At 59.7% G+C, this 18526-nt stretch carries 17 protein-coding genes and 1 tRNA gene; 8 read left to right on the top strand and 10 right to left on the bottom strand.

Annotation, left to right across the window (positions count from 1 at the left end):
• Positions 1-61: 61 nt before the first annotated feature.
• The gene (gene suhB / locus AC3IUE_RS05205) at positions 62-877 is read left to right on the top strand and encodes a type III secretion system regulator SuhB (RefSeq protein WP_033061458.1); all 816 of its coding nucleotides are present in this window, start codon (positions 62-64) and stop codon (positions 875-877) included.
• A 252-nt stretch (positions 878-1129) separates the two neighbouring features.
• Here the strand turns inward: suhB and AC3IUE_RS05200 are convergent, their stop codons facing one another.
• The 6 genes from AC3IUE_RS05200 to queA all read right to left on the bottom strand — a co-directional run bounded on the left by AC3IUE_RS05200 (position 1130) and on the right by queA (position 7216).
• The gene (locus AC3IUE_RS05200; protein ID WP_046046026.1) at positions 1130-1681 is read right to left on the bottom strand and encodes a glycine zipper 2TM domain-containing protein; all 552 of its coding nucleotides are present in this window, start codon (positions 1679-1681) and stop codon (positions 1130-1132) included.
• A 120-nt stretch (positions 1682-1801) separates the two neighbouring features.
• Positions 1802-2716 (bottom strand): protein translocase subunit SecF, encoded by a 915-nt coding sequence (gene secF, locus AC3IUE_RS05195; RefSeq protein WP_489265970.1) that lies wholly within the window; start codon positions 2714-2716, stop codon positions 1802-1804.
• A 9-nt stretch (positions 2717-2725) separates the two neighbouring features.
• Positions 2726-4594 carry a protein translocase subunit SecD gene (gene secD, locus AC3IUE_RS05190; RefSeq protein ID WP_123368310.1) on the bottom strand — a complete coding sequence of 623 codons (1869 nt, stop codon included), beginning with the start codon at positions 4592-4594 and terminating at the stop codon, positions 2726-2728.
• A gap of 63 nt (positions 4595-4657) precedes the next feature.
• A complete protein-coding gene (yajC, locus tag AC3IUE_RS05185) occupies positions 4658-4993 on the bottom strand; it encodes a preprotein translocase subunit YajC (protein WP_046046023.1) in 336 nt (111 codons plus the stop codon).
• A gap of 43 nt (positions 4994-5036) precedes the next feature.
• Positions 5037-6152: a tRNA guanosine(34) transglycosylase Tgt gene (gene tgt, locus AC3IUE_RS05180; protein ID WP_161990833.1), complete on the bottom strand. Its 1116-nt coding sequence runs from the start codon at positions 6150-6152 to the stop codon at positions 5037-5039.
• Positions 6153-6166: 14 nt separating this feature from the next.
• Positions 6167-7216: a tRNA preQ1(34) S-adenosylmethionine ribosyltransferase-isomerase QueA gene (gene queA / locus AC3IUE_RS05175; protein ID WP_046046021.1), complete on the bottom strand. Its 1050-nt coding sequence runs from the start codon at positions 7214-7216 to the stop codon at positions 6167-6169.
• 107 nt (positions 7217-7323) lie between these two features.
• On the opposite strand from queA, the gene AC3IUE_RS05170 reads away from it, so the two are divergent.
• Positions 7324-7408: transfer RNA gene (locus tag AC3IUE_RS05170), tRNA-Leu, on the top strand.
• A gap of 137 nt (positions 7409-7545) precedes the next feature.
• Positions 7546-7875, top strand: a complete 330-nt coding sequence (locus AC3IUE_RS05165) for a hypothetical protein (RefSeq protein WP_489265967.1) — start codon at positions 7546-7548, stop codon at positions 7873-7875.
• Positions 7876-8069: 194 nt separating this feature from the next.
• Here AC3IUE_RS05165 and AC3IUE_RS05160 read toward each other — a convergent pair whose 3' ends face one another.
• Complete coding sequence (locus tag AC3IUE_RS05160; RefSeq protein WP_489268754.1) at positions 8070-8987, bottom strand: Abi family protein; 918 nt, start codon at positions 8985-8987, stop codon at positions 8070-8072.
• A gap of 752 nt (positions 8988-9739) precedes the next feature.
• Here AC3IUE_RS05160 and AC3IUE_RS05155 point away from each other — a divergent pair.
• On the top strand, positions 9740-10051 hold the full coding sequence (locus AC3IUE_RS05155) for a DUF3077 domain-containing protein (RefSeq protein WP_489265965.1): 312 nt from the start codon (positions 9740-9742) through the stop codon (positions 10049-10051).
• 393 nt (positions 10052-10444) lie between these two features.
• Here AC3IUE_RS05155 and AC3IUE_RS05150 read toward each other — a convergent pair whose 3' ends face one another.
• Entirely contained in the window at positions 10445-10804 is a 360-nt protein-coding gene (locus AC3IUE_RS05150) for a potassium channel family protein (protein ID WP_489265963.1), read from the bottom strand.
• A gap of 377 nt (positions 10805-11181) precedes the next feature.
• On the opposite strand from AC3IUE_RS05150, the gene AC3IUE_RS05145 reads away from it, so the two are divergent.
• Genes AC3IUE_RS05145 through AC3IUE_RS05130 form a run of 4 tightly spaced genes read left to right on the top strand, consistent with a single transcriptional unit; the run spans position 11182 to position 16314 of the window.
• Positions 11182-11658 carry a formate dehydrogenase subunit gamma gene (locus AC3IUE_RS05145; RefSeq protein ID WP_461997070.1) on the top strand — a complete coding sequence of 159 codons (477 nt, stop codon included), beginning with the start codon at positions 11182-11184 and terminating at the stop codon, positions 11656-11658.
• Positions 11655-13217 (top strand): formate dehydrogenase beta subunit, encoded by a 1563-nt coding sequence (locus tag AC3IUE_RS05140; RefSeq protein WP_489265960.1) that lies wholly within the window; start codon positions 11655-11657, stop codon positions 13215-13217. The genes AC3IUE_RS05145 and AC3IUE_RS05140 overlap by 4 nt, the downstream gene beginning before the upstream one ends.
• Positions 13214-16096: a formate dehydrogenase subunit alpha gene (fdhF, locus tag AC3IUE_RS05135; RefSeq protein WP_489265958.1), complete on the top strand. Its 2883-nt coding sequence runs from the start codon at positions 13214-13216 to the stop codon at positions 16094-16096. Before AC3IUE_RS05140 ends, fdhF begins: the two co-directional genes overlap by 4 nt.
• A complete protein-coding gene (locus AC3IUE_RS05130) occupies positions 16093-16314 on the top strand; it encodes a formate dehydrogenase subunit delta (protein ID WP_095131521.1) in 222 nt (73 codons plus the stop codon). Before fdhF ends, AC3IUE_RS05130 begins: the two co-directional genes overlap by 4 nt.
• 116 nt (positions 16315-16430) lie before the next feature.
• On the opposite strand, the gene AC3IUE_RS05125 is transcribed toward AC3IUE_RS05130, so the two are convergent.
• Both AC3IUE_RS05125 and AC3IUE_RS05120 read right to left on the bottom strand, forming a co-directional pair.
• Complete coding sequence (locus AC3IUE_RS05125; protein WP_489265956.1) at positions 16431-17789, bottom strand: sensor histidine kinase; 1359 nt, start codon at positions 17787-17789, stop codon at positions 16431-16433.
• Entirely contained in the window at positions 17786-18496 is a 711-nt protein-coding gene (locus AC3IUE_RS05120) for a response regulator (protein WP_489265954.1), read from the bottom strand. The genes AC3IUE_RS05125 and AC3IUE_RS05120 overlap by 4 nt, the downstream gene beginning before the upstream one ends.
• Positions 18497-18526 lie beyond the last annotated feature (30 nt).

Here is an 18526-nt window from a genome sequence, read left to right as displayed (position 1 = left end):
ACCTGTAGAAAAGTTCTGATAGAATGCCCGGCTTTCTTTAACAACCTTAGGTGACACATCCATGCAGCCCATGCTGAATATCGCGCTGCGCGCCGCCCGCAGCGCCAGTGAATTGATCTTCCGCTCCATCGAGCGCCTGGATACCATCAAGGTCGACGAAAAAGACGCCAAGGATTACGTATCCGAGGTGGATCGCGCCGCCGAACAGAAAATCATCGACGCGCTGCGCAAGGCCTACCCTACCCACGGCATTCTCGGTGAAGAAACCGGCATGCACCCGGGTAGCGGCGAAGGCGAAGACTACCTGTGGATCATCGACCCACTGGACGGCACCACCAACTTCCTGCGCGGCATTCCTCACTTCGCCGTCAGCATTGCCTGCAAATACCGCGGTCGCCTGGAACACGCTGTTGTTCTGGACCCGGTTCGCCAGGAAGAATTCACCGCCAGCCGTGGTCGCGGCGCCCAACTGAACGGTCGTCGTCTGCGCGTCAGCGGCCGCACCAGCCTGGACGGCGCCCTGCTGGGTACCGGCTTCCCGTTCCGCGATGACCAGATGGACAACCTCGACAACTACCTGGGCATGTTCCGCGCCCTGGTTGGCCAGACTGCCGGCATCCGCCGCGCTGGCTCGGCGAGCCTGGACCTGGCTTACGTAGCGGCCGGCCGTTTCGACGCATTCTGGGAGTCGGGCCTGTCCGAGTGGGACATGGCTGCAGGCGCACTGCTGATTCAGGAAGCAGGCGGTTTGGTGAGCGACTTCACCGGCGGTCACGACTTCCTTGAGAAAGGCCACGTCGTTGCCGGTAACACCAAGTGCTTCAAAGCAGTTCTGACGGCCATCCAGCCGCACCTGCCGGCCTCGCTGAAACGCTAAGCTTCCAGCGACAGAAAAAGCACCCTTCGGGGTGCTTTTTTTATGCCCGACATCCGCCTTGCACAACACCACAAATCCAATGTGGGAGTGAGCCTGCTCGCGATAGCGGTGGATCAATCACCACTGATATTGAATGCAAGACTGCTATCGCGAGCAGGCTCACTCCTACAGGAATCTGTGGTGACGCATAAATCGCGGGCACAAAAAAAGCACCCCGAAGGGTGCTTCTTTTTGAATCTCAAACCTGAGTATTTAGCGATTCTCTTCGTTCTGCCCCAGGATCAGCTTGCCTTCCTTGTCGACCGGAATCTGGTTGCCCGGATCGCGATCCATCCGTACTTTGCCTTCCTTGCCGTCCAACGAATAACGGACGTCGTAACCTACGACCTTGTCACTGATGTCATTCACGGTGTTACACCGCGTCTGAGTCGTGGTGTAGGTGTCGCGCTCCTGCATGCCTTCCTGAACCTTGTTGCCCGCGTAACCACCGCCAACTGCACCTGCTACGGTGGCAATCTTCTTGCCGGTGCCACCACCGATCTGATTACCGAGCAAACCACCCGCCAACGCACCGACCACGGTACCGGCGATCTGATGTTGATCTTTCACCGGCGCCTGCCGGGTTACTGCAACGTCCTTGCATACTTCACGTGGCGTCTTGATTTGTGTCTTGACCGGTTCAACGGCTAGAACTTGCGCATACTCAGGGCCGCTTTTTTTGACCAGGCTGTAGGTGGCAACAGCACCCCCGGCCGTCACACCAACAGCACCCAATACTGCACCAACCAGCATCGACTTGTTCACATGAACCTCCTGACCATCACATGCGGGACATGCCCGCGCTTCTCCCAGCCTTGGAGCATAAAAAAAGGCGCGAGTTCAACACTCGCGCCTTTTCGGTCGACAGCTGGAAAACGATAGCCGTTATGGGCGGTCGTCGACTTCCTTATCGGTAGCCACTGTAGGAATCAGATCCTCGGTGCTCAGGTTCAGCCAGATCAGCACGACGTTGGCGATGTAGATCGACGAGTAAGTACCCGCCAACACACCGATAAACAGCGCGATGGAGAAGCCGAACAGGTTGTCGCCACCAAAGAACAACAGGGCCGCGATCGCCAGCAAAGTGGAGATCGACGTCGCCATGGTCCGCAGCAGGGTCTGGGTAGTCGAGATGTTGATGTTCTCGATCAAGGACGCCTTGCGCAGCACACGAAAGTTCTCACGAACCCGGTCAAATACCACAATGGTGTCGTTGAGCGAGTAACCAATGATCGCCAGTACCGCCGCCAACACCGTCAGGTCGAAGGTGATCTGGAAGAACGACAGAATACCGATGGTCACGATCACGTCGTGGATCAGCGAAACGATCGCACCGACCGCAAACTTCCACTGAAAGCGGAAAGCCAGGTAGATCAGAATGCCGCCCAGCGCCATCAGCATGCCGAGGCCGCCCTGGTCGCGCAGCTCTTCACCGACCTGAGGGCCGACGAATTCGACGCGCTTGACCACCGCAGGGTTGTCGCCACCGACCTTCTGCAAGGCCTCGGCCACCTGGTGACCCAGCTGCGGGTCTTCACCTGGCATACGCACCAGCAAATCGGTGGTCGCACCGAAGCTCTGTACGATCGCCTCGTGATAACCCGCTGTAACCAGCTGCTCACGCACCTTGGTGACGTCGGCCGGACGCTCGTAGGTCAGCTCGATGAGCGTACCGCCGGTGAAGTCCAGCCCCCAGTTCATGCCCTTGTGCCAGCAGCTGAACAGCGCCAGAGCAGTAAGGAACAATGTGACGCCGAACGCAAAGTTGCGAACGCCCATGAAGTTGATTGTACGTAACATGGCAGCCCCTTAAATCCACAACTTCTTGAAGTCACGACCGCCGAAGATCAGGTTGACCATCGCGCGGGTCACCATGATGGCCGTGAACATCGAGGTAAAGATCCCGAGGGACATGGTCACTGCGAAGCCTTTGACCGGGCCGGTGCCCATCGCAAAGAGAATCCCGCCGACCAACAAGGTTGTCAGGTTGGCGTCGAGAATCGCGGTGAATGCCCGGCCGAAGCCTTCGTTGATTGCCCGTTGTACGGTCATGCCCGCCGCGATCTCTTCACGAATCCGCGAGAAAATCAGAACGTTGGCGTCGACCGCCATACCCATGGTCAATACGATACCGGCGATACCCGGCAGGGTCAGCGTTGCACCCAGCAGCGACATCAAGGCCAGCAGCAGCACCATGTTCACCGCCAGCGCGACGGTGGCGATGATGCCGAAGAAGCGGTAGATGGCCATGATGAACAGCGAGACAAACAGCATGCCCCACAGCGATGCATCGATACCCTTGACGATGTTGTCGGCACCCAGGCTCGGGCCAATGGTGCGCTCTTCAGCGAAGTACATCGGTGCAGCCAGACCACCGGCACGCAGCAGCAGCGCCAGTTCGGACGACTCGCCCTGACCGTTCAGGCCAGTGATGCGGAACTGAGCACCCAGCGGCGACTGGATGGTCGCCAGGCTGATGATCTTTTTCTCTTCCTTGAACGTCTGGACCGGCACGTCTTTCTCGACGCCGTTAACCACTTGCTTGACGTAAGTGGTGACCGGACGTTGCTCGATGAAGATCACCGCCATGCTGCGACCGACGTTGCTGCGAGTCGCACGACTCATCAGCTCGCCACCGTGGCCATCCAGACGGATGTTCACTTCTGGCGTGCCATGCTCGCCGAAGCCAGCCTTGGCGTCAGTCACCTGGTCGCCAGTGATGATCAGGCCACGCTCGATCTGTGCTGGCGGACGCTTGCCTTCACGGAACTCGAAGGTTTCGGAAGTGGCTTTCGAAGCACCCGGCTCAGCGGCCAGACGGAACTCAAGGTTGGCCGTCTTGCCGAGGATACGCTTGGCTTCGGCGGTGTCCTGCACGCCTGGCAGCTCAACCACGATGCGGTTGGCGCCCTGACGCTGAACGATTGGCTCGGCAACACCCAGCTCGTTGACGCGGTTACGTACCGTGGTCAAGTTCTGCTTGATGGAGTATTCGCGGATTTCCGCCAGCTTGGCCGGGGTCATCGCCAGACGCAGCACCGGTTGGCCATTCAGGTCGGCCGGAACAATGTCGAAATCGTTGAAGCTCTTGCGGATCAGCGTACGGGCTTGTTCGCGGGCTGCTTCATCAGTGAAGCCCAGCTGAATGGCACCGTTGAGTTGCGGCAGGCTGCGATAGCGCAGTTTCTCTTTACGCAACAGGCTCTTGACGTCGCCTTCGTAGACTTTCAGGCGCGCATCGAGCGCTTTGTCCATGTCCACTTCCAGCAGGAAGTGCACACCACCGGACAAGTCCAGACCCAGCTTCATCGGGTGCGCGGCCAGGCTGCGCAGCCATTGCGGGGTGGTTTGTGCCAGGTTCAGTGCAACGACGTAGTCATCACCCAATGCCTTGCGCACGACGTCCTTGGCAGGTAGCTGATCTTCAGCCTTGGTCAGACGAATCAAACCGCCCTTGCCGTTTGCTGCCAGGGTGGCAGCCTTGACGTTGATCCCGGATTCCTTGAGCGCTGCGCTCACACGATCCAGATCAGCCTGATTGACCAACAGTGCGGTACTTGCACCGCTGACCTGAATGGCCGGGTCATCAGGATATAGATTGGGAGCGGAATAAATCAGACCGACCGCCAGCACCGCCAGGATCAGAATGTATTTCCACAGAGGGTATTTGTTCAGCATCACGCCGCCCGCTTATGACGCGGGGCGCCTTGCGCGCCCCGTCGATTGAGTAGAAGTTGGAACTTAGATCGCTTTCAGCGTGCCTTTTGGCAGCGTGGCGGCGATGGCGCCTTTCTGGAACTTCATTTCGATGGTGTCGGAAACTTCCAGAACAACGAAATCGTCTGCCACTTTAGTGATCTTGCCGGCGATACCACCGGTGGTCACAACTTCGTCGCCTTTCTGCAGGCTGCCCAGCAGGTTCTTCTGCTCTTTGGCGCGCTTGGCCTGTGGACGCCAGATCATCAGGTAGAAGATGACCAGGAAACCGACCAGGAAAATCCACTCAAAGCCGCCGCCCATTGGGCCTGCAGCAGGTGCAGCAGCGTCAGCCATGGCGTTAGAGATAAAAAAGCTCATTTAGCACTCCAGTTGCAAATGTTGAATCTTGGGGTCAGAAAACTCAGTCCAAAGGCGGAACAGGTAACCCGCGTTTGGCGTAGAAGGCATCGACAAAGGCGGCCAATGTACCCTGTTGAATAGCCTCGCGCAAACCAGCCATAAGCACCTGGTAATGGCGCAAATTGTGGATGGTATTCAACATGCTACCCAGCATTTCGCCACACTTGTCCAGATGGTGCAGATAAGCACGGGAGAAGTTCTGGCAGGTGTAGCAATCGCAGGTCGGATCCAGCGGCGAATCATCATGGCGATGGAACGCGTTACGGATCTTCAGCACGCCTGTATCAATGAACAGATGCCCATTGCGGGCATTACGGGTTGGCATCACGCAATCGAACATGTCCACACCGCGGCGCACACCCTCAACCAGATCTTCCGGTTTGCCAACGCCCATAAGGTAACGAGGTTTGTCAGCCGGCATCTGACCCGGCAGGTAGTCGAGCACCTTGATCATCTCGTGTTTCGGCTCGCCCACCGACAGACCGCCAATAGCCAGACCGTCGAAGCCGATATTGTCGAGACCTTCCAGGGAGCGCATGCGCAGATCCTGGTGCATACCGCCCTGAACAATGCCGAACAACGCCGCCGTGTTGTCGCCATGAGCTTCTTTCGAACGCTTGGCCCAACGCAACGACAGCTCCATCGATACCCGCGCGACGTCTTCGTCAGCCGGGTACGGGGTGCATTCGTCGAAAATCATCACGATGTCCGAGCCCAGATCGCGCTGGACCTGCATCGACTCTTCCGGGCCCATGAACACTTTGGCGCCGTCAACAGGAGAGGCGAAGGTCACGCCCTCCTCCTTGATCTTGCGCATCGCGCCCAGGCTGAACACCTGGAAACCGCCTGAGTCTGTAAGAATCGGGCCTTTCCACTGCATGAAATCGTGCAGATCGCCGTGCTTCTTGATCACTTCGGTGCCAGGACGCAGCCACAAGTGGAAGGTGTTACCCAGAATGATTTCCGCGCCCGTGGCGGTGATATCCCGCGGCAACATGCCCTTGACCGTGCCGTACGTGCCCACCGGCATGAACGCCGGGGTCTCGACGGTACCGCGCGGGAAGGTCAAACGACCGCGACGAGCCTTGCCGTCGGTGGCAAGAAGCTCAAAAGACATGCGACTGGTGCGACTCATTCTGTTTCCTCAGGGCCACGTGGTGCGGGATTACGGGTGATAAACATCGCATCACCGTAGCTGAAAAAGCGGTAACCATGCTCGACGGCGGCTTTATAAGCGGCCATGGCTTCGGGATAACCGGCGAACGCCGAAACCAGCATCAACAGCGTGGATTCGGGCAAATGGAAGTTGGTGACCAGGGCATCGACCACATGAAACGGCCGGCCCGGGTAGATAAAGATGTCGGTGTCGCCGCTGAACGGCTTGAGCACGCCATCGCGCGCGGCACTTTCCAGGGAACGCACGCTGGTGGTCCCCACCGCCACCACGCGACCACCGCGAGCGCGGCAGGCTTCGACGGCATCGACCACGTCCTGACCGACTTCCAGCCACTCGCTGTGCATGTGGTGGTCTTCAATCTTCTCGACGCGCACCGGCTGGAACGTGCCCGCGCCGACGTGCAAGGTCACGAATGCGGTCTCGACGCCCTTGGCGGCAATCGCCTCCATCAGCGGCTGATCGAAATGCAGCCCCGCCGTCGGCGCCGCCACCGCGCCCAAACGCTCGGCGTAGACCGTCTGATAACGCTCGCGGTCCGAGCCTTCATCCGGGCGGTCTATATAAGGAGGCAACGGCATGTGCCCGACGCGATCGAGCAGCGGCAACACCTCTTCGGCGAACCCCAGCTCAAACAACGCATCGTGACGCGCCAGCATCTCGGCCTCGCCACCGCCGTCGATCAGGATCTTCGAACCCGGCTTCGGCGACTTGCTGGAGCGCACATGGGCCAGCACGCGATGACTGTCGAGCACCCGCTCCACCAGGATTTCCAGCTTGCCGCCGGAAGCCTTCTGGCCAAACAGTCGCGCCGGAATCACCCGGGTATTGTTGAACACCATCAAATCGCCCGGGCGCAAATGCTCGAGCAAATCAGTGAATTGACGGTGTGCCAGGGCGCCGCTGACCCCATCAAGGGTCAACAGGCGACTGTTGCGACGCTCGGCCAAAGGATGGCGAGCGATCAGCGAATCAGGGAGTTCGAAAGTAAAGTCAGCAACGCGCATGATGGGGTTCGTCTAGCAGGGGCCGGAAGTCTAGCCGAAATAGTGAAAATTCTCTATGTACCTGATTGACCGACGGTAATCTCATCTCTATACTTCGCCGCCATTGAGCCCTGATGGCGGAATTGGTAGACGCGGCGGATTCAAAATCCGTTTTCGCAAGAAGTGGGAGTTCGAGTCTCCCTCGGGGCACCAAAATTAAGAAAGGTCTTGCTTTGCAAGGCCTTTTTTTTCGTCTGTAGAAAAGCCACTCCGCTGCTGATGGCTGCGATCTTTTGATCTTGCTCTTCCACGCCGCCCGCAGCGGTGGAACATTTCACAAGGATTCCCCCATGGAATTGCTGCTGGAAACCGTCGCTCTGTTCTGCCTCAAGCTCGCTTATGAGACTGAAGATTCAAGCCCGATTCTGCGGGATGATCTTATGATGAGTGATTATGAGCGTGAGGTTTTTGGGTTGCTGGTGCGGCGGGGGGATGTCGAGGTGATCCACAGTAAAGTGGATGAATGCCTGAAGTTGGCCCTGAACGCTATCGGCGGTGTGGACACAGTCTTAGGCCGCGAATTGAATAGGTTGGCGGAAGACTTCAGCACTGCACGGACGATAGAGCAACTCGATGCGCCGCTTATCGCGCTCAAGGATTATCTGAAACACATTCTGTGATTGATGAAGTGGAGTGGAGTGGAGTGGCAGTCGTGGGCTTAGCATGACTGGAAAGCTATCCAGTAAGGATTCAATTGGGTGGCCGACTACTCGATGCGATCTGGGATGGTTGGGATGGTTGGGATGGTTGGGATGGTTGGGATGGTTGGGATGGTTGGGATGGCACACCCGACATGGACTTACGCCAAAGCCAACTAAATCCCGAACAATTGCCGAGGGAACCCGGTTTCATCCGGGAACCCCATCGCCTTGAAGGTGCAGCCCGGCATAGCAGGCTTGCTGTCGATCAAATCCGCGACGTCGCTGATCCAGGTCGAGGCTGGTGCGATTTTCTGCAGCAGAAACCATATGACCGCGACTGCCCCGTACAACCGCTTGAGCGCGTGCTGATCTAGCCCCAGCGTCTGAAAATACGGTTCTACGGGTACCGCCAACGCGTTAGGCGAGGCCTGATTCCAGATACGCGAATGGTGCGCACAGCGGTTGCGCAAATGGCTGGTTTGTTGCATCCATCGGCTGAGCATCCTGGTGTTATTCAAGCCGAGGCGCGCGAGTATGAGATTCTGATACTTACTACTAAGCAGTTCGAAGAACTCAGAAAGATCACCGAAATCCCATGCTTCTACCGCAACCCAAACGGGAATGGACTTACCGGCTCGAAAGTGCCACTGAATGCAGTCCTCTTTGCTCCGCGCAATGTGCGACTGCTGCTTCTGGCTCCACTCCACCCACTTGTTCCGCCTATTGCCGCTACGGTCCGTGTACGGTTGAGTCCATTTTTGCAGGATGAATTTCGCATTGGTGTAAGCCATTGGGTCGTGATACCCAACCTCGTGAGCCATTACGGTCTTGAGGTGAACCTCCAAACGCTCGACTGCATCCAGCATAAGCATTCGCAATCGTTTATCGAACTTGTAAAGGTCTACGGCCGAGTTGAAGCAGGTGGCTGCCTGGAAAGTGTCCAGACGCAGAGGCTTGCCCGTGACCGGGCAAACGTCTTGCTGCTGGCCGTTCATTTTGAACTCTCGAGCCGGGTACCAATAACCGCTGAGGCGGTAATAGCCTAACTGCGCAAGCTTGCGCTCTGCACGTGAGGGGTCATGGACCTCCATGCCCCTGCTGGCCAAAATCGCGACCAAATCAGAGTATGTACGGAACGGCTTCGGAGGGGCTGGGGTAGACAACTTCCATGTTCCAGAAACAAGAAGGCCCGAACGTAATGCCGGACTGAGCCAGCACCAGAGGATCGGGCGCGATTGGGGTCAATGCTGCCGTAGCCTAATGACCATGTCAAATCTGTACGTCGCATAAAACGCGGCAAACACTACGGTTTATGCGGATTTTCGACAGACGAGGCAGCGCGCTTATGCGCAGCCTAAAACAGTGCGCTTCGGATTGTTGTCGGGCCATTCCGAGATTGCGGTAGGGATATTCTCTTCCATACCCGATGCTAGTTTTTCCAGAGAAAGCACTGAGCAAAGAGCTTATGAACGTTGCAGTAATGAGGCCTGCACGATACCCTCCAACCGTCGCTGCCAATTCAGCGACCGGGTGTGGAAACCCGTGTAATTCAAGGCGCAACAGCGCCCCCATCACGTCTGCCGGCGCTTTTTTTATGCCTGCGGCGTGAGTTATGGCGGCTGTGCGTGGGACGTCTTCGGGCGTGCCGGTTTCCTTGATTCCCGGTTTTCCACCCTGCGCACAGCTGTCACCCATTCGTGTGGAAACGAATGTGGCAGCTCCCCATATCAAGGAGTCTGATAATGCGCAGCATCAATCCGTACGAAATTTGGCTTTTCCCTCTACGCAATTCCCAATCGCGTAACACCTTCCCCGACCGCCTCTCCCTCATCGGAGGTGGCAAATGACCGATCAACCAGAACTCAAAACCATCGGCCTCACACCCGCCATCTACTGCGCGAATCACGCCCTGTTCCACATAACTCGCGGCGTTCCTCTTGGTGATGCGTTATCAATGGCTTCTGACTTTCTGTTCCTCGCCAAGAAGCTGACCGAAGATGCCGCCTACGCCACAGACACCGACCGCCACGCTTGGGCCGCGCATTATTTGACTGCGATGAGTAAGGCGGTGGTGGATGATGCGGTGAAGGTGCTGAATCGGGATCGGGACAATGAGATGGCGTCTAAGCGGGCGGGGGCGAAGGCTGAGGGGTAGTGGGCGAAGCGCCGGGTTAGCTTTTGGTTTCAAGAGTTAGGCGTGATGTTGTGGGAGCGGGTTTGGTTGCGGTGGTCGGGGGCATTCAGCAGGGAATGTGGATGCCTTGCGTTTTTCGCGAGCGAGCTCCTACAAGTGGTTGAGGTCACTTCAGGGTTTTGCGTTGGTTGGGCTGGCGCTATCGCGAGCAGGCTCGCTCCCACAGGGGTTGTGTGTGGTGGCTGGCATTCAGGATTGGCCCCGAGGTTTTTCGGGGCTTTTTATTTTTCGGCTGTTACAGCGGGATAGATCAACGCATCTGCTCCCTGAATTGCCCACGGATCTGACACTCCCGCTCGTTGGGGAACACCACGCCGTCGCGCATGAATTTGGGAGTCGATGACTTGCATGACTTCACGCCGTCGGCTTATCCGGCTCTTCCTGCCCCGCCGCCCGCACTGCAACCTCAATCGCCCGAACACTGATCGCCGCAAATATCGCTGTCATCAGCACCCCGTTGAACCCCAGAAAAATCGCCAGAACCCGCGAGACGCCAAGTTTCGGCACGAGTTCTCCATAGCCAATGGTCAAACCGGTCACGAAGCCGAAATAGATACCGTCAAAAGGATCCCAACCCTCCAGGTGGCTGATGATGAGGCCGATCAGCACGATCAGAAAAAGCAGTAAGGAAAAGATCGGCCAGACAACGCGAAAGTAGAACCCGACTGCTTTGTAGAATTCTCGACGGACGTGCGACGCATGACTGGGGTTCATGACATGAGCTTCCTGAGGTTTGTCTGAGCGGCGGGCGTATTAACACTCCATCAGCTTGGCACAAGCGCTGGAAACTGGCCCCGACCATTCAGGGACGACGCCTCGGGCCGCACTCTTCTAGACTCAATAGAAGGTCGTAGAAAGAACCGAACACGTCGCTTTGGTGCAGATGAATCAAAAGCAGCGTGGCAAGCTGCCTTAATGCCCTTATAGAGGTGCGGCGAAGACCGCGCCGGGCACAACAAGATGCCCGCACAGGGTGCCCTGGCCAACGGCCTGAAATTGCCACGATACCGTGACGTGGTGTGAGTGCCGCAGCCGACACTTTCGGACGACCGACAACCCTCTGGTTTGTCCGTGACCGTGAGGAATGCTGAATGCCTGATGAGATGCTGCAATTGCCTATGGTCAACAGCGTGCTGGAGCGCCACAAGGGCTCTGCGGGTGCACTGTTGCCCATTCTTCATGAGATTCAGGAGGGCATCGGTTATATCCCCGATGCCGCCATCCCCGAGATTGCCCACGCGCTGAACCTGAGTCAGGCCGAGGTTCGCGGGGTGATCAGCTTCTACCATGACTTCCGCACCGCGCCTCCAGCCCGGCATATCCTGCGTCTGTGCCGGGCCGAGTCCTGCAAGAGCCGCGGTGCCGAGCAGCTCGCCGCGCAGTTGCGCGAACGCCTGCAACTGGACGACCACGGCAGCAGCGCCGACGGCAACATCAGCCTGCGCCCGGTGTATTGCCTCGGCGCCTGTGCCTGCTCGCCCGCCCTTGAGCTGGATGGTCAGGTGCATGCGCGGCTCAGCGCCGAGCGTCTGGATGCTTTGCTTGATGCTTGCCGGGAGGATGCATGATGCCGACTTTCTATCTGTCCGGTGATTCGCTGGCCCGTGCCGTGGGTGCCGAAGAGGTTGCGGTGGCCCTTATCGTCCACGCCCGGGGACGCGTTGTGCCCCTGGAGTTGCAACGCACCAGCTCGCGCGGCCTGTACTGGCTGGAACCGCTGCTGGAAGTGGACAGCCCGCAAGGCCGTATCGGCTTCGGCCCGTTAACGGCTGCTGATGTGCCGTCTGTGCTCGAAGCGCTCCAAAGCGAGCCGTCTTCTCATCCTCTGGCCTTGGGCCTGGTGGAAGAGTTGCCCTATCTGAAGACGCAACAACGCCTGCTGTTTGCCCGTGCCGGTATCACCCGGCCGCTGTACCTCGACGATTACCGGGATCATGGCGGTTTCGAGGGTTTGAAAAGAGCCGTCACCATCGGTGGCGAACAGACCGCGACGGAAGTGTTCGATTCGGGCCTGCGTGGCCGTGGCGGCGCAGCCTTCCCGGCCGGGATCAAATGGCGCACGGTGCGCGCCACCCAGGCAACGCAGAAATACATTGTGTGCAATGCCGACGAAGGCGACTCCGGCACCTTCGCCGACCGTATGTTGATGGAAGGCGACCCCTTCCTGCTGATCGAAGGCATGGCCATTGCCGGCATCACCGTCGGCGCCAGCTACGGCTACATCTATGTGCGCTCGGAATACCCGGCTGCCGTGGCGACACTGCGCGCGGCGCTTGACATCGCCCGGACCGCCGGTTACCTCGGCGCCAATGTCGGCGGCAGCGGTCAGGCCTTCGATATGGAAGTACGCGTCGGGGCCGGCGCTTACATCTGCGGTGAGGAAACCGCGCTGCTGGACTCTCTCGAAGGCAAACGCGGGATCGTCCGCGCCAAGCCGCCGATCCCCGCGCTGCAGGGCCTTTTCGGCTTGCCGACCCTGGTGCACAACGTGCTGACCCTGGCCTCGGTGCCACTGATTCTGGCCAAGGGTGCGCAGTTCTATCGCGACTACGGCATGGGCCGTTCCCTGGGCACCATGCCTTTCCAATTGGCGGGCAATATTCGTCACGGCGGCCTGGTGGAACGGGCCTTTGGCCTGACCTTGCGGGAACTGGTGGAAGACTACGGCGGCGGTACCGCCAGTGGCCGACCGCTGAAAGCCGCCCAGGTGGGCGGCCCGCTCGGCACGTGGGTGCCGCCGTCGCAATTCGACACGCCGCTGGATTACGAAGCGTTTGCTGCCATGGGCGCGATGCTCGGTCACGGTGGTGTGGTGGTGGCTGATGACACGCTGGACATGGCCCAAATGGCGCGTTTCGCCATGCAGTTTTGCGCCGAGGAATCCTGCGGCAAATGCACGCCGTGCCGCATCGGCTCGACCCGGGGCGTGGAGGTGATCGACCGACTGCTCGCTGCACCTGACCAGAACGGTCGCGATGAGCAGGTGATCATCCTCAAAGACCTGTGCGACACGATGCAATACGGTTCGCTGTGCGCGTTGGGCGGCATGGCCCCATTTCCGGTGGCCAGCGCCCTCAAGTACTTCCCCGCCGACTTCGGTCTGCAATCTTCGGAGGCCGACCAATGATCACCCTCTTCGACCCGAACACCGATATCGACCTCGGCACCCCGGCCCGCGACAGCGACGTGCAGGTGACCCTGAACATCGACGGCCGCAGCATCAGCGTGCCCGAAGGGACCTCGGTGATGCGCGCCGCCGCGCTGTTGGGCACCACCATTCCGAAACTGTGCGCCACCGACAGCCTGGAAGCCTTTGGCTCCTGCCGCATGTGCCTGGTTGAAATCGACGGCATGCGCGGCTACCCGGCGTCTTGCACCACGCCGGTCACCGAAGGCATGAGCGTGCACACCCAGACGCCGAAGCTCGCGACCCTGCGCCGCAATGTCATGGAGCTGTACATCTCCGATCACCCGCTGGACTGCCTGACCTGCTCGGCCAACGGCAACTGCGAACTGCAAACCGTCGCCGGTCAGGTCGGCCTGCGGGAAGTGCGTTACGGCTATGAAGGCGACAACCATCTGGCCGATGTGAAGGACACCTCCAACCCCTACTTCGACTACGACCCGAGCAAGTGCATCGTCTGCAACCGCTGCGTACGCGCCTGCGAAGAAACCCAAGGCACGTTTGCCCTGACCATCACCGGGCGCGGTTTCGAGTCCCGGGTTGCGGCCGCCGGTGGCGATAACTTCCTTGAGTCGGAATGCGTGTCCTGCGGCGCCTGTGTGCAAGCCTGCCCGACCGCGACCCTGATGGAAAAAAGCGTGGTCGAACTGGGTCAGCCCGAACGCAGCGTGATCACCACGTGTGCCTATTGCGGCGTGGGCTGCTCGTTCCGCGCCGAGATGAAAGGCGACAAGCTGGTGCGCATGGTTCCGGACAAGAACGGCCAGGCCAACCACGGTCACTCCTGCGTCAAAGGACGCTTTGCCTGGGGCTACGCCACCCACCCGGACCGCATCACCAAACCGATGATCCGCAAACACATCAACGACCCTTGGCAGGAAGTCAGTTGGGATGAAGCGGTGACCTACGCCGCCAGCGAATTCCGCCGACTGCAGCAAAAATACGGCCGCGATTCCATTGGTGGCATCACCTCCAGTCGTTGCACCAACGAAGAAACCTACCTGGTGCAAAAACTGGTGCGCGCCGCGTTCGGCAACAACAACGTCGACACCTGTGCGCGGGTCTGCCATTCGCCAACCGGTTATGGCCTGAAACAAACCTTGGGCGAGTCCGCCGGTACCCAGAGCTTCGATTCGGTGATGCAGGCCGACGTAATCCTGGTGATGGGCGCCAACCCCAGCGACGCCCACCCGGTGTTCGCCTCCCAGCTCAAACGCCGCCTGCGTGAAGGCGCGCGACTGATCGTCATCGATCCACGACGCATTGATCTGGTGGACTCGGTGCATGCTCGCGCCGAACTGCACTTGGCCCTGCGCCCGGGCACCAACGTCGCCATGCTCAACGCCCTGGCCCACGTCATCGTCACCGAAGGCCTGCTCAATCAGGCCTTCATCGACGCCCGTTGCGAGGGAACGGATTTCGCCCACTGGAGCGAGTTTGTCAGCCGCGCGGAAAACTCGCCGGAAGTCCTCGGCGCCATCTGCGGCGTAGAACCTGCCGACATCCGCGCCGCCGCCCGCCTGTATGCCACCGGCGGCAACGCCGCGATCTATTACGGTCTGGGCGTCACCGAACATAGCCAGGGCAGTACTGCTGTGATGGGCATCGCCAACCTGGCGATGGCCACTGGCAACATCGGCCGCGAAGGCGTGGGCGTGAACCCGCTGCGTGGGCAGAACAACGTTCAGGGCTCCTGCGACATGGGTTCCTTTCCCCACGAGTTGCCCGGCTACCGACACATCTCCAACGAGGTGGTACGGACGCAGTTCGAACAGGCCTGGAATGTCACCCTGCAACCCGATCCGGGCCTGCGCATTCCCAACATGTTCGAAGCCGCCCTCAGCGGCAGCTTCAAGGGCCTGTATTGCCAGGGCGAGGACATCGCCCAGAGCGACCCGAATACCCAACACGTCACAGCAGCCCTGTCCGCCATGGAATGCATCGTGGTGCAGGACATTTTCCTCAACGAAACCGCCAAGTTCGCCCACGTGTTCCTGCCGGGCTGCTCGTTCCTTGAAAAAGACGGCACCTTCACCAACGCCGAGCGACGCATCTCCCGGGTGCGCAAGGTCATGGACCCTCTGGGCGGCAAGGCTGACTGGGAAGGCACGGTGGCCCTGGCCAACGCGCTGGGCTATCCAATGAACTACAAACATCCGTCAGAAATCATGGATGAAATCGCCAGCCTGACGCCGACCTTCACCAACGTCAGCTACACCGAACTGGATCGCCACGGCAGCCTGCAATGGCCATGCAACGCCGCGGCACCGGACGGCACGCCGACCATGCACATCGAGGAGTTCGTGCGCGGCAAGGGGCGTTTCATGCTCACCGGCTACGTGCCCACCGAGGAAAAGGTCAACAATCGCTATCCGCTGCTGCTGACCACCGGGCGCATCCTCAGCCAGTACAACGTCGGCGCACAGACCCGGCGTACCGAAAACGTTGCCTGGCACGACGAAGACCGCCTGGAAATCCATCCGACCGACGCCGAGAGCCGTGGCATCAACGAAGGTGACTGGGTCGGCATCGGCAGCCGCGCCGGCCAGACCGTACTGCGTGCGCGGGTCACCGAACGGGTCGCCCCTGGCGTGGTGTACACCACTTTCCACTTCCCTGAATCGGGAGCCAACGTGATCACCACCGACAACTCCGACTGGGCCACCAACTGTCCGGAGTACAAGGTCACGGCCGTGGAAGTCAGCCGCGTCTACCACCCTTCCGAGTGGCAAAAACGCTATCAGGAGTTCAGCGACAACCAGCACCGACTGCTCGACGAACGCCGCCAGGCACGGGGCACTAAAGCCGAGGTGCGCCGATGAGCACTGAAAACCTGATCAAAATGGCCAACCAGATCGCCCAGTACTTCGCCAGCCAACCGGACCAGCAACAGGCCGTGCTCGGTGTGCGTAATCACCTGCAGATGTACTGGACGCCCGGCATGCGCAAGGAATTGCTGGCCTGGCAGACGGAGCATCAGGGGGCAGACTTGCACCCACTGGCGCAGGCAGCGGTCAGTGGGGCGGGCTGGGAGGCTTAGACCAGCAGAACTGTGGAAAAACCTGTGGGAGCGAGCCTGCTCGCGAAAGCGGTGTATCAGTCACTACAAAGTCGTCTGACAGTCCGCATTCGAGAGCAGGCTCGCTCCCACAGGGGTTATGCGTAGTGACTTGTATTCGGATGCACCGGCAACACCACCAACGCCTCCAACCCACCCGTCGGCCGATTGCGCAGTGTCAGCTCGCCGCCGTGTTCCAGCACAATCGCCCGCGCCGCCGATAACCCCAAACCAACGCCCCCCGTGCTTTTGTTTCGTGAGCCTTCCAGTCTGAAGAACGGTGCAAAAACCTGTTCAAGGCTGGCATCGGGAATACCCGGTCCACGATCCAGTATCTTGATCCGCACCTCCCCGGCTCCGGGGATCAGTTCAATCCCCGGCTCACTCCCGTACTTGATCGCGTTATCCAGCAGATTGGTCATCACCCGCTTAAGCCCCAACGGTCGCCCGAAATACACCCACCGCAGCGGTCCATTGAAAGCAATCTCGACACCCTGATCCCGGTAATCATCCAACAACGTTTGCAGCAGTTCCGCCAGATCAAACTGGGTCGCCGGCTCAAGCCGCGCATCATCGCGGAAGAACTCCAACGCCGAGTTGATCATCGCCTGCATTTCATCCACATCACGAAACAACCGTTGCTGTTGCTCGCTGTCTTCGATGAATTCGCCCCGCAAGCGCATCCGCGTCAGGGGCGCGCGCAGGTCGTGGGAGATGGCGGCGAGCATTTGCGTGCGGTCGCGAATGAAGTGTTGCAACTGGGCCTGCATGGCATTGAACGCGAGAATCGCCTGGCGGATTTCCTGTGGGCCCAGCGGTTCGATGGGCGGTGCGCGGAAGTCCACGCCGAAACGTCGGGCACCTTCGGCAAAATGCTGCAAAGGTGTGGCGAGGCGCCGGGTGGCGATCAGCACGACCAGGGCGGTGGAGATCAGCACCAGCAGGATCACGATCAGGTAGCGTGGCGTTTCGTCGAGGCCCCAACTGCGCGAGGGCGCGGAGAACATCAGCCATGTCGAATCCGATAGCTCGATCAGCAGCGCGTAATGCGCGTCCGCCGTGTGCTCCGTCCAGTCGGCCGGCTCATAGGCTTCGATGCGCCGGTCAGGGGCTCTGAGCATCGGCTGCAGGATGGTCGAGCCGATGTCGGACTTCGGATCTTCCACGGTCGGCAGATTGAGATCGTGCCGGTCCGGGTGCCAACTGACAGTGAAGCCGTTCTCGCCGGCAGCTTGCGCCAATGAGTTGCGCAGTGGCGCCGGTGCAGCCTCGATGACGCGGCTGATGGCGGCGGCTTTTTCCAGCAGGCCGGTTTCGGTCAGCGGCGGGCGCGCCCACACGCCGGCCAGTTGGATAAACAGCCCGTTGAGTGCCAGTGAAATGAGCATGGCCAGGATGATCGTCAACGCGATCCAGCGCGCCACCGTATCCCGACGAATCCGCTTCAGCCAGCTCATCGCCGCGTCACGCTGGGCGTGAACAGGTAACCGCCATTGCGCACGGTGCGAATCATCGCCGGCCGTTTGGTGTCGGACTCGAGTTTGCGCCGCAGTCGGCTGACCTGAACGTCGATGCTGCGATCGAACGCCTCGTGACAATGTCCGCGCGCCAGGTCCAGCAATTGCTCGCGGGTGAGGATGCGCTGCGGGTGTTCGACGAAGACCAGCAGCAGGTCAAACTCACCGGCCGACAATGGAATCATCACGTTGTCCGGCGAACGCAGTTCTCGACGGGTGACGTCGAGGTGCCAGTCGGCAAAGTCGATCAGCGGCCGTGGCCGTTCCTGCGATACCGGACGGCGCTCGTCCACTCGACGCAACACGGCGCGCACCCTGGCCAGCAGTTCACGAGCGTCGAAGGGTTTGGTCAGGTAATCGTCGGCGCCCAGTTCCAGGCCGACGACCCGGTCGCTGAGTTCACCCATGGCGGTGAGCATAATCACCGGAATGGAGTGTCGAATCCGCAGTTGCTGGCACAGGATCAGTCCGCTGTCCCCGGGCAACATCACGTCAAGAATGATCAGGTCTGGCGGCTGGCGCTCGATGGCCGCCCACAGCGACGGGCCGTCGGTGGCGACCTCGACGCTGTAGCCGTGCTGCACGAAGAATTTTTTCAGTAGATCGAGGACCTCAAGGTCGTCGTCCACAATTAAAAGGCTGTTCACCGAAGGTCACTTAAGGGGCGAATGGAACCG

Source organism: Pseudomonas sp. GL_093, from assembly GCF_057837605.1.
Note: the sequence above shows the minus strand (reverse complement) of the source record. Positions and strands in the feature narration are given on the sequence as shown.

What these genes read in the sequence shown, in the direction of transcription:
- secD (WP_123368310.1), bottom strand. Translation starts at nt 4,594, where the DNA reads ATGCTGAACAAATACCCTCTGTGGAAATACATTCTGATCCTGGCGGTG.
- secF (WP_489265970.1), bottom strand. Translation starts at nt 2,716, where the DNA reads ATGTTACGTACAATCAACTTCATGGGCGTTCGCAACTTTGCGTTCGGC.
- AC3IUE_RS05145 (WP_461997070.1), top strand. Translation starts at nt 11,182, where the DNA reads ATGCCTGATGAGATGCTGCAATTGCCTATGGTCAACAGCGTGCTGGAG.
- AC3IUE_RS05140 (WP_489265960.1), top strand. Translation starts at nt 11,655, where the DNA reads ATGATGCCGACTTTCTATCTGTCCGGTGATTCGCTGGCCCGTGCCGTG.
- AC3IUE_RS05160 (WP_489268754.1), bottom strand. Translation starts at nt 8,987, where the DNA reads ATGGAGGTCCATGACCCCTCACGTGCAGAGCGCAAGCTTGCGCAGTTA.
- AC3IUE_RS05125 (WP_489265956.1), bottom strand. Translation starts at nt 17,789, where the DNA reads ATGAGCTGGCTGAAGCGGATTCGTCGGGATACGGTGGCGCGCTGGATC.
- queA (WP_046046021.1), bottom strand. Translation starts at nt 7,216, where the DNA reads ATGCGCGTTGCTGACTTTACTTTCGAACTCCCTGATTCGCTGATCGCT.
- suhB (WP_033061458.1), top strand. Translation starts at nt 62, where the DNA reads ATGCAGCCCATGCTGAATATCGCGCTGCGCGCCGCCCGCAGCGCCAGT.
- AC3IUE_RS05165 (WP_489265967.1), top strand. Translation starts at nt 7,546, where the DNA reads ATGGAATTGCTGCTGGAAACCGTCGCTCTGTTCTGCCTCAAGCTCGCT.
- tgt (WP_161990833.1), bottom strand. Translation starts at nt 6,152, where the DNA reads ATGTCTTTTGAGCTTCTTGCCACCGACGGCAAGGCTCGTCGCGGTCGT.
- AC3IUE_RS05155 (WP_489265965.1), top strand. Translation starts at nt 9,740, where the DNA reads ATGACCGATCAACCAGAACTCAAAACCATCGGCCTCACACCCGCCATC.
- AC3IUE_RS05150 (WP_489265963.1), bottom strand. Translation starts at nt 10,804, where the DNA reads ATGAACCCCAGTCATGCGTCGCACGTCCGTCGAGAATTCTACAAAGCA.
- AC3IUE_RS05130 (WP_095131521.1), top strand. Translation starts at nt 16,093, where the DNA reads ATGAGCACTGAAAACCTGATCAAAATGGCCAACCAGATCGCCCAGTAC.
- fdhF (WP_489265958.1), top strand. Translation starts at nt 13,214, where the DNA reads ATGATCACCCTCTTCGACCCGAACACCGATATCGACCTCGGCACCCCG.
- yajC (WP_046046023.1), bottom strand. Translation starts at nt 4,993, where the DNA reads ATGAGCTTTTTTATCTCTAACGCCATGGCTGACGCTGCTGCACCTGCT.